27 protein-coding genes are annotated in these 22343 nt (G+C 53.9%); 2 read left to right on the top strand and 25 right to left on the bottom strand.

Annotated elements, in window-relative coordinates:
• Positions 1-26: 26 nt before the first annotated feature.
• Genes LK416_06710 through LK416_06700 form a run of 3 tightly spaced genes read right to left on the bottom strand, consistent with a single transcriptional unit; the run spans position 27 to position 1835 of the window.
• On the bottom strand, positions 27-950 hold the full coding sequence (locus LK416_06710) for a HAMP domain-containing histidine kinase (GenBank protein ID UEA73412.1): 924 nt from the start codon (positions 948-950) through the stop codon (positions 27-29).
• 2 nt (positions 951-952) lie between these two features.
• Positions 953-1654, bottom strand: coding sequence for a response regulator transcription factor (locus LK416_06705; GenBank protein UEA73411.1), 702 nt, complete (start codon positions 1652-1654; stop codon positions 953-955).
• Complete coding sequence (locus LK416_06700) at positions 1647-1835, bottom strand: DNA-binding protein (GenBank protein UEA73410.1); 189 nt, start codon at positions 1833-1835, stop codon at positions 1647-1649. Before LK416_06700 ends, LK416_06705 begins: the two co-directional genes overlap by 8 nt.
• A gap of 147 nt (positions 1836-1982) precedes the next feature.
• Between LK416_06700 and LK416_06695 the strand changes: the two genes are divergently transcribed.
• Positions 1983-2348, top strand: coding sequence for a helix-turn-helix transcriptional regulator (locus tag LK416_06695; GenBank protein ID UEA73409.1), 366 nt, complete (start codon positions 1983-1985; stop codon positions 2346-2348).
• 169 nt (positions 2349-2517) lie between these two features.
• Here LK416_06695 and LK416_06690 read toward each other — a convergent pair whose 3' ends face one another.
• The 22 genes from LK416_06690 to LK416_06585 form a co-directional block, all read right to left on the bottom strand.
• Entirely contained in the window at positions 2518-3933 is a 1416-nt protein-coding gene (locus LK416_06690) for a relaxase/mobilization nuclease domain-containing protein (protein UEA73408.1), read from the bottom strand.
• A gap of 79 nt (positions 3934-4012) precedes the next feature.
• Positions 4013-4303 (bottom strand): CD1845 family protein, encoded by a 291-nt coding sequence (locus tag LK416_06685; protein UEA73407.1) that lies wholly within the window; start codon positions 4301-4303, stop codon positions 4013-4015.
• Between the two features lie 175 nt (positions 4304-4478).
• Positions 4479-4820: a plasmid mobilization relaxosome protein MobC gene (gene mobC / locus LK416_06680; GenBank protein UEA73406.1), complete on the bottom strand. Its 342-nt coding sequence runs from the start codon at positions 4818-4820 to the stop codon at positions 4479-4481.
• On the bottom strand, positions 4820-5002 hold the full coding sequence (locus LK416_06675) for a DUF4316 domain-containing protein (protein ID UEA73405.1): 183 nt from the start codon (positions 5000-5002) through the stop codon (positions 4820-4822). Before LK416_06675 ends, mobC begins: the two co-directional genes overlap by 1 nt.
• A gap of 12 nt (positions 5003-5014) precedes the next feature.
• Positions 5015-5605 (bottom strand): hypothetical protein, encoded by a 591-nt coding sequence (locus LK416_06670; GenBank protein ID UEA73404.1) that lies wholly within the window; start codon positions 5603-5605, stop codon positions 5015-5017.
• 132 nt (positions 5606-5737) lie between these two features.
• Entirely contained in the window at positions 5738-6139 is a 402-nt protein-coding gene (locus tag LK416_06665; GenBank protein ID UEA73403.1) for a cysteine-rich VLP protein, read from the bottom strand.
• 194 nt (positions 6140-6333) lie between these two features.
• A complete protein-coding gene (locus LK416_06660) occupies positions 6334-6981 on the bottom strand; it encodes a DUF4366 domain-containing protein (GenBank protein UEA73402.1) in 648 nt (215 codons plus the stop codon).
• Positions 6968-7234: a DUF4315 family protein gene (locus LK416_06655; protein ID UEA73401.1), complete on the bottom strand. Its 267-nt coding sequence runs from the start codon at positions 7232-7234 to the stop codon at positions 6968-6970. The genes LK416_06660 and LK416_06655 overlap by 14 nt, the downstream gene beginning before the upstream one ends.
• 22 nt (positions 7235-7256) lie before the next feature.
• A complete protein-coding gene (locus tag LK416_06650; protein ID UEA73400.1) occupies positions 7257-8924 on the bottom strand; it encodes an NlpC/P60 family protein in 1668 nt (555 codons plus the stop codon).
• Between the two features lie 279 nt (positions 8925-9203).
• Positions 9204-11471: a DUF87 domain-containing protein gene (locus tag LK416_06645; protein UEA75876.1), complete on the bottom strand. Its 2268-nt coding sequence runs from the start codon at positions 11469-11471 to the stop codon at positions 9204-9206.
• A gap of 79 nt (positions 11472-11550) precedes the next feature.
• Positions 11551-11937 (bottom strand): PrgI family protein, encoded by a 387-nt coding sequence (locus LK416_06640; protein UEA73399.1) that lies wholly within the window; start codon positions 11935-11937, stop codon positions 11551-11553.
• Between the two features lie 44 nt (positions 11938-11981).
• Positions 11982-12635, bottom strand: a complete 654-nt coding sequence (locus LK416_06635; protein UEA73398.1) for a hypothetical protein — start codon at positions 12633-12635, stop codon at positions 11982-11984.
• Between the two features lie 9 nt (positions 12636-12644).
• Entirely contained in the window at positions 12645-13097 is a 453-nt protein-coding gene (locus LK416_06630) for a SpoVG family protein (protein ID UEA73397.1), read from the bottom strand.
• 13 nt (positions 13098-13110) lie between these two features.
• Positions 13111-13977 (bottom strand): hypothetical protein, encoded by an 867-nt coding sequence (locus LK416_06625; GenBank protein ID UEA73396.1) that lies wholly within the window; start codon positions 13975-13977, stop codon positions 13111-13113.
• Positions 13978-14018: 41 nt separating this feature from the next.
• On the bottom strand, positions 14019-14234 hold the full coding sequence (locus LK416_06620; GenBank protein UEA73395.1) for a Maff2 family protein: 216 nt from the start codon (positions 14232-14234) through the stop codon (positions 14019-14021).
• 85 nt (positions 14235-14319) lie between these two features.
• A complete protein-coding gene (locus tag LK416_06615) occupies positions 14320-16143 on the bottom strand; it encodes a type IV secretory system conjugative DNA transfer family protein (protein UEA73394.1) in 1824 nt (607 codons plus the stop codon).
• A complete protein-coding gene (locus tag LK416_06610) occupies positions 16140-16610 on the bottom strand; it encodes a PcfB family protein (GenBank protein UEA73393.1) in 471 nt (156 codons plus the stop codon). The genes LK416_06615 and LK416_06610 overlap by 4 nt, the downstream gene beginning before the upstream one ends.
• 91 nt (positions 16611-16701) lie before the next feature.
• Positions 16702-17739: a hypothetical protein gene (locus tag LK416_06605; protein ID UEA75843.1), complete on the bottom strand. Its 1038-nt coding sequence runs from the start codon at positions 17737-17739 to the stop codon at positions 16702-16704.
• A gap of 26 nt (positions 17740-17765) precedes the next feature.
• Positions 17766-18479 (bottom strand): antirestriction protein ArdA, encoded by a 714-nt coding sequence (locus tag LK416_06600; protein UEA75842.1) that lies wholly within the window; start codon positions 18477-18479, stop codon positions 17766-17768.
• Positions 18480-18483: 4 nt separating this feature from the next.
• Complete coding sequence (locus tag LK416_06595; GenBank protein ID UEA75841.1) at positions 18484-19569, bottom strand: DNA cytosine methyltransferase; 1086 nt, start codon at positions 19567-19569, stop codon at positions 18484-18486.
• A complete protein-coding gene (locus LK416_06590) occupies positions 19556-19912 on the bottom strand; it encodes a hypothetical protein (protein UEA75840.1) in 357 nt (118 codons plus the stop codon). Before LK416_06590 ends, LK416_06595 begins: the two co-directional genes overlap by 14 nt.
• Before the next feature lie 309 nt (positions 19913-20221).
• Positions 20222-21601 carry a ParB/RepB/Spo0J family partition protein gene (locus LK416_06585; GenBank protein UEA75839.1) on the bottom strand — a complete coding sequence of 460 codons (1380 nt, stop codon included), beginning with the start codon at positions 21599-21601 and terminating at the stop codon, positions 20222-20224.
• 291 nt (positions 21602-21892) lie between these two features.
• On the opposite strand from LK416_06585, the gene LK416_06580 reads away from it, so the two are divergent.
• The gene (locus LK416_06580) at positions 21893-22333 is read left to right on the top strand and encodes a hypothetical protein (GenBank protein UEA75838.1); all 441 of its coding nucleotides are present in this window, start codon (positions 21893-21895) and stop codon (positions 22331-22333) included.
• Positions 22334-22343: the final 10 nt, after the last annotated feature.

Here is a 22343-nt window from a genome sequence, read left to right as displayed (position 1 = left end):
ATTTTTTCAAAAAAAGCTCCGTGGGATCACAGAGCTTTCGGAAGTATGATGATAAAGGTTGTTCCGTTTCCGGGAACACTAGCGGCTGTAATCGTTCCTTTATGAATACTGACTAACTCTTTGGCAATCGAAAGGCCCAGCCCGTTCCCTTTGGCAGAACGGGAGTGATCGCATTGATACATCCGTTCAAAGATATGCGGGAGATCAGAGGCGGCAATCCCGTTGCCGTTATCAGCAACAACGATTTTTGCCTGCTGCTCAGTTTCAGTCACGGTCAGGAAAACTTTGCTTGCATCACTGTGCGTCAGAATATTTTGCAGTAAATTATTGAGAATACGAGTGTAGGCGGTAGAGTCAACCCGTGTCATGTATTCTGTTTCGGGTATCTCAATTTCATAGCTAAGATCGTGGTTTTCCAGCAGCGGCACCCAATCAGCCATGATGTCACGGGAAAGCTCATTCAGGTCGCAGACCTCAAAATGAAAAATCTGTTCCCCGGCATCCAGCTTCACCCATTCAAACAGGGCGGTCACAAAATCTTTCAGGTGGTGGGCTTTTTCCATAGCCACCCGAATGTATTCTTCCTTCTCAGCTCCTGTTACCATCTTGCTTTCCACAGCCTCCAAATATCCAACCAGAGAAGCAAGAGGGGTTTTTACATCATGGGAAAGGCTTGTCATAAGCCGTTTATAAGCCTGTTCGGATTGCTTTTGCTGTATAAGCCGAGATTGGCTGCTCATGGCAATCTCGTTAATATCATAACAGATTTGTTTTGTCAGGTCGCTTTCCCGCACCAATACACGGCGGTTCAAATTCCCGGCTTTTATATCGTTTAGGGCATCCCTAATAAGAAAAAGCTGACCACGGACGCGGTGAAGTTTTCCCAAAAGATAGCTGATTACCAGCAAAGCAATCAATAAGGACAACAATAGATAAAGGTTAATTTCCATGCTCATGCCTCCTTGTTAAAGCGATACCCTACACCGCGGACAGTCTGAATATAAAAAGGTTGTTCTGGATTTGGCTCGATTTTTTTTCGCAGTTTACTGATAAATGCCATGAGGTTATTGTCGTCAAAATCATATTCTTCTGTCCACACCTGCGTATAAAGTTGTTTTTTAGTAAAGACCCGACCCTTGTTGGACGCCAAAAATAGAAGCAAATCAAACTCTTTGCCGGTCAAGTCTACCGGGAGATTTTGAACCGTTACGGTTCGGTTGATTTTATCAATTACCATATCTTTCAGAAGCATGGTGGCGGCTTCGTTTCCGGTCACAGGGTTTAAGGTGGTATAGCGCCGGATTAGAGAATTGACACGAGCCATTAGTTCGTTAATTCCAAACGGCTTTGTCAGATAATCGTCCGCTCCCAGCCGCAGACCAGAAACCTTATCTTCTTCGTCGCTTTTGGCGGTCAGCATCAGCACCGGCACATTGTTTTTCTCTCGGATTTTCTGCAATACTTGAAACCCGTTCATATCTGGCATCATCACATCCAGAATAATTAGTGAACAGGTATCCTTGTTTTTTTCCAGTAGCCTCAGACCCTCTAAGCCGCCATGTGCTACTACCGCAGATAAATTTTCTTGTTCCACACATTTTTTCATCAAGGCACAAAGTTTCTTGTCATCGTCTATAATCAAAACACTATTCATGTTTCAGCAACCTCCCTTGTTTTGTCCGGCCATCAATCGGCTTTTCCGCAGCTTTAGGGATCAGCCAAACACCAGCCATTTTCACAGCACCGGGGATACGTCCACCAGCACAATAATAATTTGCCCTACGAGGTGTCACGCCCCACTTTTCGGCGGCCCCTTTCAATGTCATATAGTCCATTTCGCGCCTCCACAGAATACATTATAGTTCTTTACCTCGAATAGTACAAGTTGGAGGCTGCACATTGATGAAATGAAATACTACTTTATGTAAAATTTCATTACATTCTCATAATCCAACCCGAAATGTACAATGATATAGGGTGATATGAGAATGAACCAAAATGAAAGAAGGTTTGACTTTCACGGCCTCGGGGCGGCTCTCAAACGGGCCAGAGAAGAAAAGGGCTGGACGCAAGCCTATGTTGCGGAATTGGTAGACCGTGACTCCCGTACCATTATGAATATTGAGAACAAAGGTCAGTATCCCAGCTTCGACCTTTTTGTTAAACTCATTACTATGTTTGACGTTTCAGTTGACCAGTTTATTCATGCGGACGGAGGGGCAAGGTCAAGCTCTTGCAGAAAGCATATTGATGTGCTCCTAAATTCCATGAACGAGAAAGAGCTTGTTGTCATGGAGGCCACAGCCGAAGGGCTCAAGAAAGCCAGAGAAACGGAGGTTCCAGAATAAGGGCCTCTGTTTTTTTGCGCCATTTTCGGGGGTGCCGCTAAGTGGCAAGCAATGCCTCTGTGGCCACAAGTGGCACAAAGGCGGCTTGTTGGGGCTCGCCCCAAACCCGTATCTTCGGGCCAACATGGCCCGAAGTGTCAGCGTCGCTTTGCTCCTTGTTTTCATAACCTTAACGCTCCTTTTCCTGCTTTCTTCCCGGTTCGGTGTAGCCCATCAGAGTGTCAATGTTCGCTTTGATCGTGACGATCTCCTGCATATCCCGTCGTGCCTTTTGATATTCTCCATAGAGCTGTTTTTTCTTTGCTGTGAGCTTACGGCCTTCTTCCTTCAGCACATCCATTTTGGGGAGCTTCGCCCCGCCCAGCAGAGAGCGCATTTCCGCTTGTGCAGCCCGGTACAGTTCAAGGTCGGCCTCATGCTCCGCAAGGAATTTCCGGCTGTACTTCGTCGCCTTATACTGCTCAAAGACTGGGCGGGTTTTGGCATACTGAACCGTTGCGGCCTTTAGCCCGGCATTGGTTTTCATGGCCTGCTCCGTCTGCTTGACCTGTTCGGAAATAACATGGAAACGGTCTGCCGCCTCGGTGGCTTTCTTCGCCAACTGCTCATAATCGGTCAGGTTATTGTCCTGTATATAGGCAAGAGCGGCGGCCATCTGCTTAATGTTAAATACCTTCGCCCAGCGTTCATATCCCGGCCCCTTACCGGCAGCCAGCTTTGCTTGAATATCCACCGCCAGACTGATTTTCCGCTCCGAGCGCCCGGGGCGTTTTTCTTTGCCCTCAATGGCGGACAGAACATCTTGCAAGTCGTAGCCGTCCCCCAGCGTGGAGGCACGCAGACGGGTGAAGCGTTCCTGTCCCTGCCCGGTCAGCCGGAAGCTGATACCGCCGCCCCGAACCGTCTTGACCTCATACCCGGCCCGCTTCATCAAATTGAGAAATTCGTCCAAATCAGCGGGGCGTTCCGCCAACGCAGTATCAATGGCAAGGCGCAGCCTGTCCTGATAGGAAAGCGGCCCTTTCCGGTCTTTCTGCCACTCTCCATAGTTCCGATACTTGCCCTTGCTCCGGGGCTTCGGGTTCTCCACGATGGATAGCCCGTTTTCAAGGCACAGCCTGTCAGAGAGCCGCCGAAGGGCGAAGCTGGAGCCCCAAAAATTTCGGAATTTCCGGGTGCAGTCAAGGGTGGTGGAGTTGTAATAAATGTGACAATGGATGTGCTGCTTATCGGTATGCGTGGTAACGATAAAAGCGTGCCGCCCCTTTGTCCAGCGCATAGCCAGCTCATAGCCGATACGGTTCGCCTCCTTCGGGGTGATCTCGCCCGGATAGAAGGATTGTCGTATCTGATAGCACAGCACATTATTTTCTTTCTTCTGTTCCCGGCCCGTCATAGCGGCATAGCTGGCCTTTGCCAAAAGGAACTCGTCCGCCACGGTGGCCGGATCACATTCATAAGCGGAGATATACTTTCCGCTTTCTGTTTTCTCCGGGTCCTTGCCATAGTCCAGACAATCCCGGATAGCCTCAGCAATCGTTTCGCCTTCGCCCGCATGGCGCTGTAACAAAGTTGTGGTAGCCAAAAATCATTCCTCCTTTCCATGAGAAAGGGGCGGCCCATTCAGACCGCCCCGACTTCGGGCCAGTATGGCCCGAGGCTGCTTAACTTGCCAGAAACCGGTACAGAGCGGATTTGCCTCCGTCCAGCGCCCAAAGAAGGGAGCCCGCCGCCGCTTGCAGTCCATACGGCGAAAGAAGGAAGGCAAGAAACAGAAATACAATCCCGCCTATGGGCGTCGGCGTGAAAAAGAGAGCGACACCCAGCACCGTCAGGATCACAGAGGCAATCGTCAGCAGGACGGCACAAATATCAAATAGGAACACCAGCAGAGCCGCCAGAAGGGACAACGCTAAAGCAAAGGGAGCAACCAATATTTTCAGCAGTATCTTCATCTTCAAAACCTCCTTTATCTATCCTTCCTACCTCTATTTTATCATGCTTGCCCGGGGACATAAATGTTGCGAAAGATTAGTAAATCCTGTCCCAAACTTTTGGGTCATACTGGCCCGAAGTGGTAAAAAAAGAGCAGGGCGGCAAGCTCCGCAACGGAAGCCTGCCGCCCTCGTCTTACTTTGCCACCAGCTCGGAAAGCTCCCGCAGCACCTTTGACACCTCGCCCCACAGCTTTTCATAGTCCCGCTTCAATCCGTCGATTTCCTCCGGGTACACGCCATAGGTGTGTGCGTGTACGGCGACCTGATTGAGATTGTTGGAACAGCGCCGTTGCAGAGAGATCAGCTCTTTTACGGGCGTAAGGTCGATGTGCAGGATATACCCGTTCAGAGCCATTTTCCGTACATAAGCCCCGGCGTTGGAAATGCCCGCCTCGGCCATCCGCTCATGGATGGCCGCCAGCTCGTCCGGTGTTACCATGACGTGCAGATGGACATTCCGCTTGCGGTTCTCCATCAGCGTTCCAGCTCCCGGCCTTTCCGGCGTTCTTTGGGCTCCTTTACCTTATCCAGCGGTTTTGTGTCCAACTCCGGGGGCGTGGGCGGGATGGGCGTGTTGTTGGGTACGCCGTCGATCATGTTGCAGTTCTGCTCTGTGGAGAGCTCGGCGGTTTTCAGATAGTTGTCTTTTTCGTGCATGGCGATCCTCCTTTATCGTTCCTCATGGTTTTTATGGTTTCGCTTCTGGCCGGGTTCCTTCGGGGGTTCCTGCCCTCTGGTTTCATCTTTGAGCCGGGCAGTAATGGATGGGCGCACCCGGTCAGGATTGCCCGGTGCTGGTTTCAGCTCATAATCCTCCATCTGCTTTTCGGTCAGCGGCTTTGCGTAGGTCAGTTCGCCCCATGCCATCAGCCTGCCGTCTGCCACAGGACGCCGCCTGTCATCATCGTAGTTGACGATGGAAAGAGGCTGGTTATCCGGCGGCTTCGGGTAAGTTCCTATGTCCACGGGCCGCTGGGTGGAATAATAGCGGTAAACGCCCTCCGGTCCCAGCTCGGTATGCTTGACCGCCGCATGGTAAAACTGCTGATAGTCGTCCACCCGGCGGTCAAAGTCCCTCTGCGCCCACGCCTGACTGGTTCCATAGCGGCCCCAGTAGTAATCCCGATGGCCGTTTTCCCCCTCGGTAAACTGCCAGGTCACAAAGGGGCTCGGCGCTCCCGGATTATGCCCCAGCGCAAAGCCGTGTCCGGTTTCAAAGGTGGCAGCTTTCAAAATCACATATCCTTGTACTGTCTCCAAGAGATTCCTCCTTTCTGTGCCTCGGGCCAACATGACCCGAAGTGCTGGATGTTACGAAATAAGAGGGCAGACCGGGGAGGAATGTAATAAGATATTCCCACCCCGGAAACACCCTCAAAAAAGCCCGGAATGTCAAGCCTTTGGAGGCGGCAAATCGTAACAGCCGCCCGGCCTTTTCTCCCGCAGTTTCCTCATGCGTTCCCGGCTTTTCCGTCGGTTCCCTTCGGCCTTGCAGGCGTCGGAGCAGTAGGCTTGACGCCCCTCGGGCAAAAATGCCTTTCCGCAGACCGCACAGGCCCGCAACTCCGGGGAGATGCCTTCCGTTGTCAGCGCCGCTTGAAGCTCCGGGTTAAGGGGCAGGACAGCCTCACGGAAGTAACGGCAGTACGCCCCTGTCCAGCACTTGTGCAGCATATAGCAGGCACAGTCAAGAGGAAGGCACAGGCCGCTTTCCCGGTCATAGTTGGCGCACATCCCCGTGACCAGAGTGCGGATTTTCTTCTTCTCGTCACGGGTCAGCTCCCGGGCGTCCATTTATGACTTCGGGCCACGATGGCCCGAAGGGCGGGGCTCCACGATCAGCGCCCGGAACTTCTTCCGGCACTGTTTTTTCTTTCCTTTGCACTCCTTGTAATAACGGCATCCCTTACAAGGGTCGTCATTGTCCCAGCCGGGGTGCGGTACTTCCTTCATCATTCGTTCAAAAGGGCTGCTTGTAAAATTCATTCTCATTCCTCCGTATCTTCCTCCCATGGCGGGGTATCTTCGTCCTCGGGTTCCTCTGCGATCTCCTCCAGCTCCCCGTCCTCATATTCGCAGTAATCATCTTCCAAATCCGGGGCTTCATGCTTCGGCTTGTAAATCTTGAAATAGTAACCAATTCCACCGCCGGCCAGCACCACCGCACCGATCAAGAGCAGAGAGAGAAGGGGGCTGTCCTTTTTCTCCGGCTTGGGTTCCGGTACTTCCTCCACCGGTTCGGTGGGCTTTGGCTCTGGCTCAGGGGTCACTTCTTTGGGCGGTTCCTTACCCTGTTCAGCAAGAGGCAGAAGGTCGTCTGTGGTAACGGTATTGAGGAAATAGACGTTCTCGCTGGTTTTCTGTTTGTCGATCACCAGATAAAACACGCTCTCGTCTGCTGTGGTGATGGTGTAGAACTCCTTTCCATCCTCGTCGGTGGCGTTGTCCACCACGGTTCCCGTCCCGTCCGGGGTAAAGGGGTTCTGGGTTTCCGGCTCTGCTTCGGTTTCTGCCGGGGAGGGAGCTGTCTCCGGCTGCGGCTCGCTGCTCTGTGCATAAGCCGGGACTGTAAAGATCAGGCAACACAAAAGGCTGGCAGCCATCGCCGCCAGCCTGCGAAATTTAGTTTTCTTCATGGGCCGTGTCCTCCTTTTCGGGTGCCTCCGGCTTCGGGTCAGTATGGCCCGAAGCGGTAAGGCTGTTTTTGGGGTCATTCAGAAAAGCCATAAGCTGGGCGGGCGTCAGTTTGAGGGAGCGCACCGCCTGCACGATCTGGCTGTTTTCTTCCTCCTGTTTCTGCTTTTCCAGCTCCCGGATTTTGGCCTGCCATTCGGCGGCCTTCTCCCGGGCTTTTTCCAGTTCCTTATCGAGCTTGTCGATTTTGTTCATGCAAGGACTCCTTTCCTCTGGCTCACAAACGCCCGAAGGCATAGAAATGTGTCTGCCAGTAGCTTGAATTGATGTTTGCGTATTGGATGGGCGAACCACAATGGAGCATCATCCCGTCGCCCACATAAATCCCCACATGGGATACAGGGCCGGGGCTGTCATAGGTTCCCGTGAAAAAGATAATGTCGCCGGGCTTTGCCTCGGAGGGAGAAATGATAGCACACTGGTTGTAAATGCCCTGCGCCGTGGTACGGGGCAGGTTGTGGACGCCGCTGGCCGTGTACACCCAGCAGACAAAGCCCGAACAGTCAAAGGAGGTGGACGGGCTGGAGCCGCCCCACACATAGGGCCAGCCGATGTACTTTGTGGCTTCTTCCATGAGCGCCGCAAAAGCCGGGTCATCCAGCGCCTCGCCGGGTATCTCATAGCTGGGGCCGGTATCTTCGCCACCGTTGTAAATCCCTTCCCACAGATAGGGTTTGTTGCCTTTGAGCTGCTGCATAACGGTGTAGATTTCCCGCTGCTGTTCGTTAAGCCTCGGCAGGATCACGGCAGGCAGCGTCTTGTTTGTGAGGGTCACATTGAGAATGTAATACTCATAGGGAACTTCCTCGGTGGTGGTTTCCCCGGTCTCCGGGTCGGTGCTGGTTTCGGTGCGGTAGCGTATCTCGACTTCCTCCGTCAAGGTCAGTTCATACTGTGCCTCGAAAATCTCCCGCAGCTCGTCCTGCACCTGTTCACGGAAATACACATGGTACTTTGCCGAGAGATAGGACGCCAGCTCATAGGGGTTATGGCCGATCTCGTCCACGGAATAGCGGTACTCGTCATAGCCGGGATGGGTGCTTTCGATGTTCGCTACCGTCTGCGCCAGCTCGTTTTCCAGCGCTGTGTAGTCCTCGTCCACCCCCAGCAGGTCCGTATCCTCCGAGGCGTAGGAGGTGCCGGATAACGCATTGGCGAGGCCGCTGCCAAGCGTGGGGAAGATGGAACTTACCGCCGACACAAGAAAACAGAGCAGCAACAGCAGGAGCAGGACCAGCACCGCCACGGGATGACGGGTCACAAACTGCGCCGCCCGACGGGTCGCAGTTCCCGAAGCGGCAGCGGTTTTCTTTGCGGCCTTTGCGCCCTGTTTTGCAGCCGCCTTTGCTTCTTTGGAATACCGGCGTTTCAGTTTCCATTTCTGCTGCACACGGGAAAGCGGATTGCTGGCAAGCTCCGGGTGATCGGAGGCCATCTTTTGAAAATCCACATTGGCCCGGGCTTTTATGTCCTTCCGTTCCCACTTTGCCACCTTCCGGGCCGGGTGTTCCCGGTATCTCCGTTTGGCATACCGGGTCAGTTTCCGGGCTCCGGCCTCGGCCACAAGTTCCGACTTATGGGCTCCTTCCACACCCACATTTTCATGCTCAACTTCGTGGATTTTGTTGTGGAGATAAAACCATGCTTCGGTGCGGGCTCCCCGGACAGCTTTCTTCGCAAGCCCCGGCGGCTTCTTCGCTGCCCGTTTTGCCTCGGTCTTGTCCAGTTTCTCCCGGGCCTTTCCCAGCTTTTCCCCGGCGTGTTCCGCTTTTGCCTGTGCTTTCTGGTACTTGTCCTTTTTGCTCCCGGCCTTCTCGGCGGAGCCCTCCGGCTCCTGTGCCTTGCCGGTATCCTGCGGCCCGTCCGCTTCATCTTCCTGCCTCATGCGGTCAGAGGGACGGCTTTTCCGTCTGTCCTCTTGAAACTTGCCGCTTTTGGACTTCGGGCCATCATGGCCCGAAGGACTGTCCTGCCCGGTATCCTCGTCCTTAAACCGCAGGCGTCGGGATGGTGCGGGGGAAGGCCCTTCCCGTTCAGCCGGTCCGGGGCGATTGCTCCCGGTATCCTCCGTCGGCCCCGGCCTTTGAAAATTCCGTTTATCCGGTTTCTTTCCGATGATGTATCCCTCCTTTCCAAACCTCGGGCCATCATGGCCCGAAGTGCGTTATGCCCGGTTCATTTCCTGTTTTTTGTCCTCCGGGCGGGTGGTCATAATGGCGTACAGCTCGGTATTCTGCGGGAAGCGGTCAACAAACGGGATGGTGGTATTCCCGAAGAACAGCAGCCCTTCGCCGGAATTGGTATGGGTCACATAGGAAAGCTGGTGGGGGCTGATCCCAAGCTGTTTGGCTAAAATCTGCCGGTCCCCCTGTGCCTGCGAGAGCAGCACAAGGAAGTCCGAGTTTTCAAAGATGTTCTCGATCTCCGGGCTTGCCAGAAAATCCTTCACGTTCTGCGTTAAAGCACTGGGAACGCACCCTTTTTTTCGCAGCATTTTCCAGATCGCCACACAGTAGCTTGCCGTCAGCCGGTCACGGAGCAGCACATGGAACTCGTCGAAGTAGCACCATGTAGCGATACCGCGGAGGAAATTCATGGACACCTGCGAGTTTACCAAGTCCTGCATAATGAGCATGGCAATCGTCCGAAGCCCGGCCCCCAGCTTTTTTAAGTCAAGGCATACCAGACGGCGGTTTAAGTCCACATTGGTTTCATGGTTGAACACGTTAAGGGAACCCGACACATAGATTTCAAGGGCAGTTGCCAGCCGTACCGCCTCGCCCTCCGGCTGGGAACAGAGCAGGTCATACAGGGTTTGGAGGGTCGGCATTTTGCTTGTTTCCGGGTCCTGCAAATGTTCCCGGTACATCTGGCGTACACAGCGGTCAATGACGGTCCGCTCCACCGGCTGCAAGCCATCCTTGCCGCCAACGATCAGCTCCATCAGCGACAGGATAAAGTCGGCTTTCAGCGCCATCGGGTTTTCCTCGTCAAAGCTTAGGTCAATGTCCATCGGATTGATGTGGTGGGGGCTGTCCGGGGCGATCTCGATGACCTGTCCGCCCAGCCGCTTGATAAGGGGCGAGTATTCGCCCATCGGGTCTACCACAATGATCCGGTCACGGGTGGCAAGGAACACGTTCACAAGCTCCCGCTTTGCGGCAAAGGATTTGCCGGAGCCCGGCACGCCGAGGAACAGGCCGTTGGGGTTTTTGAGCTTTTTCCGGTTTGCCATGATGACGTTATGGGAAAGTGCGTTGAGCCCGTAATAGACGGCTTCGCCATCCATGCGGAGCTCCTGCGTCATAAAGGGAACGAAAATGGCCGTGGAGCTGGTCGTCATGCCGCGCTTGATCTCAATGCCGTTATGGCCCAGCGGAAGGCTGGAAAGAAAACCATCCTCCTGCTGGAAGTCCAGCCGCTTCAAGGTGCAGTTGTATTTCTGGACGATACCCGACACCGTGAACAGGTCATTGTCCAGCTCCCGGCGGGTCGGGGCCATGTTTACCACAAGGAAGGTCAGAAGGAACATTCGCTCATTCCGGCTCTGTAAATCTTCCAAGAGGGTCTTTGCGTCGTTGCTGTACGTTACAAGGTCGGGTGGAAGTATGTCCATGTCGTACCCTGACCGGGCTGCCTTCTTTTGTTCCTCCACCTTCATCTTGTCAATGTCGGAGACTTTGGCCTTGATGGATTTTACGGCGGCGGCCTGATCGACGGTTTGGATATGGAGAGTGATGGTCATTTCCGCATCCATTTCCAAAAGCTCCGCCAGCAGCTTGTCCGAGAGCTCCGAGGCCAAAATCTGCAAGTAGGAGGCGGCACCCCAAGTCGTCCCCACCCGGAACAGACGGCTGAAACGGAAGTCGAAGCTGTCCGGGGCGATAAAGTCTTTGGTGGAAAGCCCGGTTTTGGGGATCATATCCCATGAAAACCGGAAGGGGGAGCCGCTGCCGGGGTGGAGCTGCCCGTGAAGAAGCTCCAGCCGTTCCAGCCCCGAAAGGGAGCGGCACTTGACGCCCAGCTTTTTGAAGTTCCCGCAAATGTCCGCCTCTACACGTTCCAGCCTTGCCCTGGCGGTGGGAAGGTCGTCCACATTCACGCCGAAGGTCAGGAGCTTTGTGCGGACAATGCCGTTGTTGCTTTTGGCGATCTGGTTTTCCAGCATTTCCACATACTCACACCGGACGCTGTTGTAATCATCGTCCTGCATGGGGATGTTCACGCTGTACCGGCTGCCCGGGCGGCTCCGGTGGTTGAGGAAGGAAAGCTGGAACGGAAGGCTGCTGTCAAAGTAGTTGAGGCAGGCGCTCCACCCGTCAAAGATGGCTGCCTGATCTTCGGACTGTGCGAGCTGGTAGTTGATGTCCTCGTATTCAATGGTTTTGGTGTAATAGCGGTCCGCTACCCGGCACACCCCGTCCCGGTACATTTCCCGGTAAGGGAGGGTCTGCTGGGCGGTGGTGGGAATGTTCTTTCCTTTCGTGAACAGGCCGGTAAGGCCCTGCTTTTCAGGCTTTCTGCCTGCGGGCTTTCCGGCCCTTCTGCTGTTTCGCAATCGGCTGCGCCTCCTTTCTGGCGCTAAGCAGCGCATAGAAGTTTTCGGTTTTGTAAGGCCGCACACGGGGATAGAGGAACCGTGTGCGGATGATGTTTTTCAGCACTTTTTCCAGCGGCAGACCGTCTCGTTCATACATAGCCAGAAAGAAGAACGGGAGCATGAGGCCGATCATCAGGAACATGGCGGCACTGTTCCCGATACTGCCACGGGAAAACAGGTAAGCCGGGAGGCCCACCGCCGCCGCGCTGGAAAAACAAACAAGCTGGCGCTTCGTTAGGTTGAAGGCCAGCTTTGTCTTGATTTTGGAAAGGTCTTTTGGTACTGGCACATAGGCCATTTTGGTACACCTCCTTTATTGCTTCGGGCCAGCATGGCCCGAGGTTATCTTGCGGCCTCTTTGGCCGGGGCTGTGCTGCGGGCAGCTTCGGCGGCCTCTCGTCCGCTCTGCCTTGCCCGCCAGTATTCGGGGTGATACTGCCGGATGGACTGATTGAGTTTTTCTTCAAACTGTCCTTTGTCCTTAATGCGGTCAGGGATTTTCCACAGCTTTTTGTCCAGCAGCTCCCGGAGCACTACGCTTTCCTGTGCGTCCTCCTCATAGCAAATATAGCCCTTGTCCTTGAAGCCGCATTTTTTGGCTGCTGGGGAGAGAACGGCGGCTACCTCGTTTGCCACCATCGTTCCGCCGTGGCTGGCGGTAGATACCAAAAACACCCCCGGACAGAGGGTTTCACAATTCTGCACCTCGCCCCACGGGGAGCTTTTCGGCGCATGGAACATTCCGCCCGTCCGTCTCCGGTCTGCCTGCATGAGTGCTGCCTTTTCTAAGATGGCTTTCAGTTCCGGGGAAAAATAGGCATATTCCCGAAGGACACGGGCGGCCTCCCCGCCGCAGGCGTTCATCAACAGGGTATAGGCGTCGCTGTCCGCTTTGGTACAGCGACCCAGCAGTTTTCCGTCGTAATAGCAGGCCGCGTCATAGCCCGTCCGTTTGCGTGGCGTGGTTCCCGCCTCCTTTCTGCTTCGTGCCAGCATGGCCCGAGGTCAACGCTCTGCACTGCGGCTGGGCTTTTCCTTCGGAGGCCGCCCTGCCTTTGCCTGTTCGGCAGCCGCTTTTCCGGCTTTGAGTTGGTCGCTAATGGACGCACGCCCCACAGAGCCGCGCTCCGCCATCTGTTCCAGCTTTGCCTCATAGGCTTGCAGAACAGCAGTATTGAGCTGTTCCCGGAACTCCTTTGTGACAGGGTAGGCCATATCCCGATAGCCGCCTTTGCCGTCCGGCTGGCTGGGCATCCCAAGAAAGAGGCCCTTGCTGCCCTGGACGATTTTCAGATTTTCCACCACAAAACAGTCATTGAATTTCACGCTGGCAAAGCCCATGAGATTTTTCACAGGTTCGATGACCCGCACGCTTACATCCAGCTTTATAGGGGCGGCTGGTGTTCCGCCCGCAGTTTTTTCCTGCATGGATTTCTCCTTTCCGCTTCGGGTCAGCATGGCCCGAAGTCTCTTAATGGCAGCCGAAGATGGATTTTGCAAGACTGCCTGTTTTGAATAAGGTAAAACACAGCAACACCGTATATCCCACGCATCCCCAGATCGCCCCGATGGGGTCGCCGTCGGTGGCGATACTCTGGATCAGCACCGCATAGATGGCGACACAGACTAAGATCAATAGACCTTGAAAGCCCACCGCAAAGAGGGAGCGGAAATAGTTCTGCCCCATGTGTCCGGTTTCCCTGTTGGGGACTGTGGCAAACGGGATAGGCGCTAAACTTGTGAGTAAATAAATTTCAATCATACGGCCATATACGATGACGAAAATCACGATGTTTAAGGCAATCATGGTAAGCTGGATCAGGAAGGACTGGAGCCAGAGTCCGAACAGAGGGCCTAACTCCATCGCCTCAAGCTCTGTCCGCAGACTGTCCAGCACATCCGGCGTGATTTCTGTCCCGTTCTGGATAATGCCCGCTGATTGCTGGATCACATGCTGGCTCACATCAAAGACCGCCAGCACGATATTGAAGGTATTCGTCAGGATCATCACAGCCACAAAGGTTTTGAACACCCACTTAAAAAACATCCATGTGTCAACTTCATGTAGGTTGTTGCGTTCTATGAGCATCTGTATCAGTTCATAGGTCATAACAAAAGTGAGGATGACCCCGGCGATTGGCAGAATGGCAGTTTCGGAGATCTGTCGTATCATGGAAAAGACCCCGGCGTTCCAGTCCGCCGGGGTCGTGCCTACCTGTGTGGCGATTTCGCCAACGCTCTGATTGACGTTATCGAAAAGGCCGTCCAGATTTCCCATGATACCATCGACGAGCAGACCTTTCAGCCATTCAACGATTGCGTCGATGATAAAGTCCATACATCAGCTCCTTTTCTGGAAAAAGGGACAACGGGTGACATTTAGCTGAACAGCCCGGACAGCAGAGGGATAAGCTGAAGGCCGATCAGAACGACACCGCCGCCCGCCATGAGCTGCTTAATGCCCTGGCTTTTTGCCGCAGGGTTGTCCGACCCGTAACCTTCCAGAAGGTTGATGACGCCCCATACCGCCAGACCAGCGCCAAGAGCCATGACCAGAATTTTAAGAATGTCGATTGCCTGATTGAAAAATTCCATATACGTTCCTCCATTTTGTTTGATGGTTTTGGGTACAAAAAAAGCCGCCCACATCGGCGGCGCTTCGGGTCATCATGGCCCGAAGTTACACAAACTCGTCGCTGTCCAGATCATCGAAATTCAACAGGTCAGCTTCTTCGTCCGTGTCGGAGCCGTCCACTTCGTACACCGTGTATTCGTCCTCCGGCTTTAGTCTCAATGGCCGGTGGCGGAACAGGCTTTCCAAGCGGAAGGCGTTTTTCTTTTTATCAAATTCGGCTGTGTACTTGTAATTCGGGTGCTTTTTCAAGTCATACTTCGGGGACAGGAAGGGCGGGAGCCCCCGAAGCTGCAAGATACATTTATCCCCGGGCATGGTGGTGATCTCGCTGGTGGTCATCAGTTCCCGGCCAAGCCGCTGCATATTCTGGCTGTAACTTTCAGACTGTCCCCGGCTTCGGCCCTCGGTCTGCATGGAGATGGTGGCCTTGCCCAGCCAGTTTTCCGAAATATCCTTTAGGGTGGAAGCCTCCCGGCCTCCGAGGAATACGATACTGTCCATGTTGCCCATGATGGTTTCGGAATGGTCTTTGTACAATGCCTTGCACTGGCTCATTGCCTGATAAAAAAGCGTCAGGCTGATCTCACGGGAGCGGATGACGGCCACAATCTTTTCCAGCCCCGGCACCTGCCCGGTGTTGGCAGCCTCGTCCCACAGCACCCGCACATGATAGGGCAGACGCCCGCCATAGGTGTTGTCAGCCCGTTCACACAGAAGGTTGAACATCTGCGAAAAAGCGAGGGCAACCAAAAAGTTGTAGGTGGTGTCCGTGTCGCTGATAAGAAAGAACAGCGCTGATTTTTCATCCCCCAGCTTATCCAGCTCCAGTTCGTCATAAGACATGATCTCCCGAAGTTGGGGAATATCAAAGGGAGCCAGTCTTGCACCGCAGGAAATCAAAATGCTTTTGGCTGTCTTGCCGCTGGCGAGCTTGTATTTCTTATACTGCCTCACGGCGAAGTGCTGGGGGCTGCGGCGTTCCAGCCCGTCAAACATATAGTCCACCGCGTTTTTGAAGGTTTCGTCATCCTCCCGGACTTCCATGCTGTTTATCATTTCCACCAGCGTATTCATGTTGCGTTCTTCCTCCGGCCCCTCAAAGACGATGTAGGACACAAGGGCGCAGTACAAGAGGGTTTCTGCTTTTGTCCAGAACTCGTCGCCCTCCTTGCCGTCGCCTTTGGTGTTGGCAATCAGGGCGGTAACAAATTTCAAAACATCGCTTTCTGTCTTGATATAGGCCAGCGGATTGTAGTGCATGGATTTTGAAAAGTCGATACTGTTGAACACCCGCACCCTGTATTTCTCCCGTTGCAGAAACCGCCCGCACTGGTCGAGAGTGCCGCCCTTCGGGTCTACCACCACATACGAGGAATGGGCTTGAAGGAGCTGCGGGGTCAACCAGAACCTTGTCTTTCCCGAGCCGGACGATCCGATGACACAGGCGTTTAGGTTCCGGGCATTGGCGGGTATCTTCGGACGGGTGTTCATGGTAAGGAACTCCGTCCCGGTCAGAATGACATTGTTCTGAAATTTAGGGTCAACAAATGGCTTTATATCTTCCTTTGTTCCAAAGCGGGCGGTGCCGTACTCCGCATCCCGCCGGAATTTTTTCGCCTGCCTGATCTTTGACTGTATCAGCAGATACATCCCAGCCGCACCGGCAAGGCCCACCAGCAGGTCAATACCTCCCAGCCCCGGCCAGTAGGTTTCAAAGGCTTTGGGGAAGGTATCAAGCATCCCCATGAGCTTTGTCCCGAAGTCTGTGTCGGGGGCGATCCGGTAGGCCGTCCCGATTTTGGAGAAAAACCAGAACACAAAGAGGTACGGCAGGTTTGGGAGCACATATTTTCTGATCTTGTCACTCAACGTCCGTCCTTCACCGCCTCTCTGGTCCGCTGCTTTTCCTTTGCCTGCGTCCTGATTTGCTCCGTGAATTTCCGAAGCTGACCGAGGATGGAAGCCTTGTCCTGCTCTTTGTTCAGCACCTTTGCGCTGTACTTCTGGAAGGCCGCCGTGATAGCGTCCGCCTGATTGGCTTTGAAAAACAGCAGGTAATGACCGGGGCTCACTTTATGGAAAGCGTAGTCCACATGGAACTCCTTCGCGATCCGGTCAAACTCCTTTGGAGCTCCCACATAGGGCATGGCACTTTTGCCGCCATAGTGGTTCATCAGCTTTTTCACGCTCTGGCGTCCCTGCGGGGTCAGCGCCTTCTGGTGGTGCTTTTGCAGCGCCCGAACCACCTTGCCAAGAGCGGCAGCCAGCACTTTTCCTGTGAGCTTCGTTGTCCTGATCGAAAGGGCAACCGTTTTTTGGTTTACTTCTTCCTGCATAAAACCTCCTTTCCGTCGGGGTCCCCGCTATCCGGGAGGCCCCCGTACAATATCGGGGAACAGAAAACCTCGGGCCAATGTGGCCCGAGGCTTACCGCTCGGCATCCCTGCCGGACGGAGCTTTCTTTTCCGGCTCCGTCTGGACTTTTTCGCCCTGTTCCCGCATGGTCTGCAAGATAGAGGGCTTCTTTTGAAGCTGGGAGGGCTTTTCGCCGGACAGCGGCTTGATACATTCCAGACGGTCAGCCGCCCGGATGGCGTTGTCCGTGAGCTGCCTCTGCCATGCGCCTACGCTGGGAGCCCAGCGAAAGCCGCTGCTTTTCAGCTCGGCCCGGGTGTCTGCGTCAGGCTTTCCATCAAAGAATACCTGCAAGCGGTTGTCCTCCCGGTTCATCTCCACACGGCCCCCGTCGAATTCCCAGCCGGAAAACTCCCGCTGTGCCTGTTTGGAAAGCTGTTCGATACGGGCCTTTACCCGGCGGATCTCCGCATTGTTGTTGGTAAGCTGGTAGCTTTCAAAGGGCCTCGGGTCGCTCCGCCAGCTTGACGCCATGCTTGCTTTCAGCTTTTCGATCTGGTCCGGCGATAGCAGCGCACAGCCATCCAGTTTGCCATGCTTGCGGTAATAGGCGTTGACCTCCTTCATAATGAGCTGGGAGCGTTCCAGCCCGTCCAGCTTCTTCTGGAGCTTTTCAATCGCTGCCGGGTCATCGGCGCTGATCCCGCCCATGCCGGTACTGCGTATCTTATCCAGAAGCCCTTGAATATACCGCCATTCCTCCATGTTGCTGTCCCGAGCCCGGTTTTGCTTTTCCTTTTTTCCCACCGGGAAATTGGCAGGTCCGGCGATCATCACAGAGGGAACCCTTGCGTCAATGACAAATCCCTGGTTCATGTTTTCGGCCAGCTTGCGAGCGTAGGTGTCTAACAGATGGTCGATCTTCTCATGGTACATGGGGTCCACCCGGGATTTCTGCTGTTCCGCTATGGCGGCGGCCTTGTCCACCATTGCCCGGTATTCCGCCGTTGCGCTCCCTTCCTTGTAGTCGGAAAAGCTGTTCATTTCCTTTGCCCGACGGGCGGCCCCTTCATTGATAGGGTAATAGTTGATGGTATGCACCTCCTTCATGCTTCGGGCCATGCTGGCCCGAAGTCTTACCGTTCTTCATGGGAAGGCCCCGCCTTGTCCTTTTTCGGAGCGGGCGGGGCTTCTTGAAACCGTTTGAGTGCAGCGAGAATGGAGTGGACAGGCTCGGCCTTTTCAGGATAGGCAAATATCCGGTGTTCCGGCGGAATGTCCTGCGGCCCGTGGTAATACTCCTTGAAGCCCTCCGGGACTGCCGACACGTACCCACCGGGAGCGAATACGCCGCCCTCGTTGATACGCACATCCCGCCCGTATGCCTCATAATCGAAGTAGTTCTGAATGTGCTCCGGTATGTCGATGGTCCCAAGCTCGTCGGCGTAAAGACGGCCCAGCCCTTCATCATCAGAAATATCCGGGTAAAAGCGGTACAGGTCAAGGTTCTGGGTCAGGTTTATCAAATCCTTCACGCTCCGTGTGTGGTTTCCCAAGACAAGAGCGGCTTCAAAGGTTTCCAGTCCGCCCTTATCCCGTACTTCCAGCAGGGCGTGGCCCAGCTCGTTCAGCTCGTCGATGTTCTCACATTCGTAGAGATGATCGTAGAGCCCCAGCACATCACTGTCAAAGCTGGTAAAGAACACTTCGCTGTACCGTTTTCCGTCTATCCCGATTTTGGCAAGGGCGGCCTGCAACTCCTGTGTCGTCATGGGGAAATGTACCGTTGTCCCTACCTCGATCCCCATCAAGGGGTACAGGGCGGTGTTGGTTATATAGGCTTCAAACATGGGCTTATTCCTCCTTTCCGGCCCGGTCAGCCAGCACCTCATAAATCCCGGCCATAATGTAATCGGCGCAAGGGAGGGCAATCGCATTTCCCAGCGCCTTGTAACGTTGCAGAGGCCGGATCTCCACGCCGTCCGCCCCGTACTTTGTCCAGCCCTCCGGCAGCCCCATCAGCCGTTCGCTTTCCGTTTCCGTCAGAAAACGGATACAGCCGCCCTCCGGGTCGCCCTCATACCAGAAGGCAAAGGGCGTTACATCACTGGCTAAAAGAGTGGGAAAAGGGTCAGTTGGTAATCCGAAGCTGTTTCGGAAGGCCGTTTCTTCCTGCCTTTTTGCCGCTCCCCGCATACGGAAGCACTGAAAGGGGTGGATGACTGGTATCTGCCACCCTGTTTCAAAAGAAGCTGTTCTATCTCCTTCGGCGGCGGCCCGCCCGCCCTCTCCGCAAGGCGGAGGAAGTGGGAGCATTGGACGGGGCTTAAATAGTATGTCTGCGGCACGTCTGCCTCCAAAATCCGCCACGACGAAAATCCGCTGCCTTCGTGCCAGCCTTCGGGAGCCTGCCCAATACTGGGCGTCCATGAGCCGCCAGCACACATCAGGCGTTCCCCCTCGCACCATTCCGGCGTTTCCCCATCTTCCCGAAGGAGGCATTGGAACTTCGGTGTCCGAGAAGGCGGATAGGACGGCTCTAAAGTCCATCCGGTCATTTGTAGAAAACGCTCCCATGACGTTTTCCCAAACAGCGATAGCTGGATATAGGTTATCAGTAGCATCCCTCATTTCCTGTATGATACGAAACGCCTGATAGAACAGGCTTGATTTTGCCCCGGCAAGGCCGGAGCGGTTGCCAATCAGAGAAAGGTTCTGACAGGGGGAACCGAAGGTAATTATATGGACAGGTGGGATTTTCCCGCCGTCCACCTTCGTAATATCCCCCAAATGCACCATGTCGGGAAAGTGCCTTTTGGTTATGGAGATGGGCGCTTTTTCAATCTCGCTGGCCCATACCGGACGGATACCGCACCGGGAAGCAGCCAGAGGGAACACGCCGATCCCGTCGAAAAGGCTTCCCAGCTTAATGTCCGGCATGGCCCGGGGTGCCGTGTCCCTTCACGGCAAGCACCCCTTCCAGTGTGGTCGCCGCAATGCCCAGCCGCCCGGCAACCGCAATATCGTTTTTTACATCCTCATCCACAGCGCTGCCGCAGACGATCAGGGTGTGGGAGCGCCGCAGCATATCCCGGCGCATATCAATCCCGGCCTTGTGTTCCTCGGGAACGCTGTCATTCAAAAACAGCGGCAGATACAAGAGCGGGCAGATCGGGGAAAAGCCCGCCTCATAAGCAAGACGGCAGTAGTGGGCCGCCAGCTCCATATCAACATCCGGCTCGCCGCTCCATGCGGCGGTCAGGTACGCTAAAGGTCGTTTCATTGGTTGAGCCTCCATTTCTGTTTTGGTTTAGGGAAAAGCAAGAGTTCGCCCAACCCCTCCGCCCCTTCCCCCGGGAAGGGGAACGGCTCTGGAGAATTTATATCCCCGTCGCTTGACCGGGAAAAAGCATAACCGGGAGAAATCCGTCAAGGGTGCCTCTGGCACCGCCTGCGGCGGCGCTGCCCTTGACTGATTTTCCCGGCTATGCTACGGAATAACTGGCGACGGGGAATAATTTATATCTCCAGAGCTTCGGGGCGCGGGGCAGAGCCCCGCAATCCTCGGGCCATGCTGACCCGAAGTTTTAGCTTACTTTTCCTGTTCGGTTTTCTTCTCCGGCTTTTCGTGTTCCTTCTGCTGACCCTTCCAGTCGTCCAGCAGCTTGATGATCTGGTCCTTCATTTCCCTCGGCGTAGTTTCCTTGCCGAAATACTTGCTCAGTTCCGCACCTGTCAAAATCACTTTGTCTACCTCCTTTTTGTCCTCCATCATAATGCCGTCGATCACATCCCCGTTGAGCAGCTTCTTTTCGTCCAACTCACGCATACGCTTTGCCTGCGCCTGTGAAGGCGAGGACTGCTGGCTGTCAATGGCGACGGCGATATAGTTCTGGTTCTTCTTGCCGATATAGGAAAGCTCCACCGCCGTAGTAAAACCCAGCTTTTTTTCATCCATCAGCTTCATCAGGTCTGGAACCAGCTCATTGAGACGGATATACCGCTGCACCTGCTTGACCGCCATCTTATTGCGCTCGGCCACGATCTCGTTGGAGCGTTTACCTGCGTCCTTCGGGTCAATCTGGCCCGAAGTGCGGGAGCCCTGGTGCTTGATGGCTTCAAGCTGCATTTTTAAGGCTTTGGCCCGCTCACTGGGGAGGATTTCTTCACGCTGGTTCAGATTGTCCTCCACCATCTGTGTGATGGCTTCATCATCTGTCAGATTTCGGACGATACAGGGCATATCCGCATATCCGGCAAGCTCACTGGCTTTCTGGCGGCGGTGGCCGGACACGATCTCATAGCCGCCATCCTCACGGGGACGGACGATAGCGGGCTGGGTCACGCCCTTGTCCTTGACGCTGGACACCATAGCCCGCATTTCTTCATCATCCCGGACTTCAAAGGGATGGTTCTTGAAGGCGTGGAGTTCGTTCAGCTTGATATAGATGATCTGCTCCTTGCCCCGGCGTGGAGCATCCTTTGGCTTTTCGGGTCCTTTCGGAGCGGGAGCGGCCTGTATCGTTGGAGCCGTTTTTTTCTCCGGTTCCTTTTTGACCGCCTTTTCCGGTTTCTGTGCGGGGGCTTTGGACTTCGGGGCTGCGGCCTTGTCCTTATCTGTTTTCGGGGGACGGCCCCGGCGCTTCGGCTGTTCCGGCTCTTTGGGTTTTTCCTCCGCTTTTTTCGGAGCCTCCGGCTGCTTTTCCGGTTTTTCCGTTTTTGCCGGGGCAGGCTTTTCCCCGCTGGGAGCTGCCGCCCGTTCCTCGACCTTCTTTTCCTTCATAATTTCAGCGAAGTTATAGACGGAAACCTGCGGGTTCTTTACCTCCGGTTCCGTCTTTTTTTCCGGCTCCGGAGAAACGGAAACCTTCTCCGGCTCTTTTGGGGGAGCGGGAGGCGTTTCCTTGCCCGGCCCGCTATCCGTTACCGGCTGTTCCGGCGTTTTTGTGGTTTTATCATCTGCCATAAGCATTTACCTCCTGTTTTTTGGCATGAAAAAAGAGGCTCAACTTTTCAGTCAAGCCCCCGTGGGAAGTTCCTCCTTTCTCCGCCATGATACAAAAATACCGCCCGTAGTCTCGTTTGGGCGGTACTTTGTGTAAGATTGGCAGTCCATTATTAAGTTTTTTATTATGTTCCCTTTGTACACCGTTGCAAACATAATCCAATAGAAATTACAACGCGTTTAAAATCATATGCGGTTAATATGAAGGAAAAATGTGAATCTGGAGGATGTTCTTATAAGAAAATTGAAGGAGGATGTATGCAAAATGAAAAGATGATGTGTTTGCCTAAAATATTTTATTCAGTTTTGCCTAAATTTAAACTTCAACCGCACAAGGGAATGGAATGTGGAGATATGTCAGGAGAAGTTAAGGTAGGAAATAAATCATATGAATTAAAAGGTATTATAAAAAAGAACAGTGAAAACCGTTCACAAAAGACTTCTGATGATAGGAAAATTATGAAACCATTATTATCAACTTCTAGAGAAGGACAAGAAATTATCCGCCAGTTTGTTGAACAAGGAATGATAGATACACGTTGCCAAATGATTGCTGTAATAATTCCACAATATATAGATGCTTCATTAAAAGGGACATTAAGACATTTGGCAAGACTTTCTGGGAAAAAAATAACATTTATTGAGCTTGATGAGGTGGCAGAATTAATTTCAATTAACAATAATATCAAGGTGTTGTAGAAATCAATAT

The sequence above is a fragment of the Lachnospiraceae bacterium GAM79 genome (genome assembly GCA_020735665.1).
Classification (GTDB): domain Bacteria; phylum Bacillota; class Clostridia; order Lachnospirales; family Lachnospiraceae; genus Coprococcus.
Note: the sequence above shows the minus strand (reverse complement) of the source record. Positions and strands in the feature narration are given on the sequence as shown.

What these genes read in the sequence shown, in the direction of transcription:
- LK416_06625 (UEA73396.1), bottom strand. Translation starts at nt 13,977, where the DNA reads ATGGACTTTATCATCGACGCAATCGTTGAATGGCTGAAAGGTCTGCTC.
- LK416_06595 (UEA75841.1), bottom strand. Translation starts at nt 19,569, where the DNA reads ATGCCGGACATTAAGCTGGGAAGCCTTTTCGACGGGATCGGCGTGTTC.
- LK416_06655 (UEA73401.1), bottom strand. Translation starts at nt 7,234, where the DNA reads ATGAACAAAATCGACAAGCTCGATAAGGAACTGGAAAAAGCCCGGGAG.
- LK416_06580 (UEA75838.1), top strand. Translation starts at nt 21,893, where the DNA reads ATGCAAAATGAAAAGATGATGTGTTTGCCTAAAATATTTTATTCAGTT.
- LK416_06635 (UEA73398.1), bottom strand. Translation starts at nt 12,635, where the DNA reads ATGCTGGCACGAAGCAGAAAGGAGGCGGGAACCACGCCACGCAAACGG.
- LK416_06605 (UEA75843.1), bottom strand. Translation starts at nt 17,739, where the DNA reads ATGAAGGAGGTGCATACCATCAACTATTACCCTATCAATGAAGGGGCC.
- mobC (UEA73406.1), bottom strand. Translation starts at nt 4,820, where the DNA reads ATGGAGAACCGCAAGCGGAATGTCCATCTGCACGTCATGGTAACACCG.
- LK416_06590 (UEA75840.1), bottom strand. Translation starts at nt 19,912, where the DNA reads ATGAAACGACCTTTAGCGTACCTGACCGCCGCATGGAGCGGCGAGCCG.
- LK416_06650 (UEA73400.1), bottom strand. Translation starts at nt 8,924, where the DNA reads ATGAGGCAGGAAGATGAAGCGGACGGGCCGCAGGATACCGGCAAGGCA.
- LK416_06660 (UEA73402.1), bottom strand. Translation starts at nt 6,981, where the DNA reads ATGAAGAAAACTAAATTTCGCAGGCTGGCGGCGATGGCTGCCAGCCTT.
- LK416_06640 (UEA73399.1), bottom strand. Translation starts at nt 11,937, where the DNA reads ATGGCCTATGTGCCAGTACCAAAAGACCTTTCCAAAATCAAGACAAAG.
- LK416_06665 (UEA73403.1), bottom strand. Translation starts at nt 6,139, where the DNA reads ATGGACGCCCGGGAGCTGACCCGTGACGAGAAGAAGAAAATCCGCACT.
- LK416_06645 (UEA75876.1), bottom strand. Translation starts at nt 11,471, where the DNA reads ATGTACCGGGACGGGGTGTGCCGGGTAGCGGACCGCTATTACACCAAA.
- LK416_06610 (UEA73393.1), bottom strand. Translation starts at nt 16,610, where the DNA reads ATGCAGGAAGAAGTAAACCAAAAAACGGTTGCCCTTTCGATCAGGACA.
- LK416_06685 (UEA73407.1), bottom strand. Translation starts at nt 4,303, where the DNA reads ATGAAGATACTGCTGAAAATATTGGTTGCTCCCTTTGCTTTAGCGTTG.
- LK416_06620 (UEA73395.1), bottom strand. Translation starts at nt 14,234, where the DNA reads ATGGAATTTTTCAATCAGGCAATCGACATTCTTAAAATTCTGGTCATG.
- LK416_06585 (UEA75839.1), bottom strand. Translation starts at nt 21,601, where the DNA reads ATGCTTATGGCAGATGATAAAACCACAAAAACGCCGGAACAGCCGGTA.
- LK416_06710 (UEA73412.1), bottom strand. Translation starts at nt 950, where the DNA reads ATGGAAATTAACCTTTATCTATTGTTGTCCTTATTGATTGCTTTGCTG.
- LK416_06600 (UEA75842.1), bottom strand. Translation starts at nt 18,479, where the DNA reads ATGTTTGAAGCCTATATAACCAACACCGCCCTGTACCCCTTGATGGGG.
- LK416_06705 (UEA73411.1), bottom strand. Translation starts at nt 1,654, where the DNA reads ATGAATAGTGTTTTGATTATAGACGATGACAAGAAACTTTGTGCCTTG.
- LK416_06630 (UEA73397.1), bottom strand. Translation starts at nt 13,097, where the DNA reads ATGCTGACCCGAAGCGGAAAGGAGAAATCCATGCAGGAAAAAACTGCG.
- LK416_06675 (UEA73405.1), bottom strand. Translation starts at nt 5,002, where the DNA reads ATGCACGAAAAAGACAACTATCTGAAAACCGCCGAGCTCTCCACAGAG.
- LK416_06700 (UEA73410.1), bottom strand. Translation starts at nt 1,835, where the DNA reads ATGGACTATATGACATTGAAAGGGGCCGCCGAAAAGTGGGGCGTGACA.
- LK416_06695 (UEA73409.1), top strand. Translation starts at nt 1,983, where the DNA reads ATGAGAATGAACCAAAATGAAAGAAGGTTTGACTTTCACGGCCTCGGG.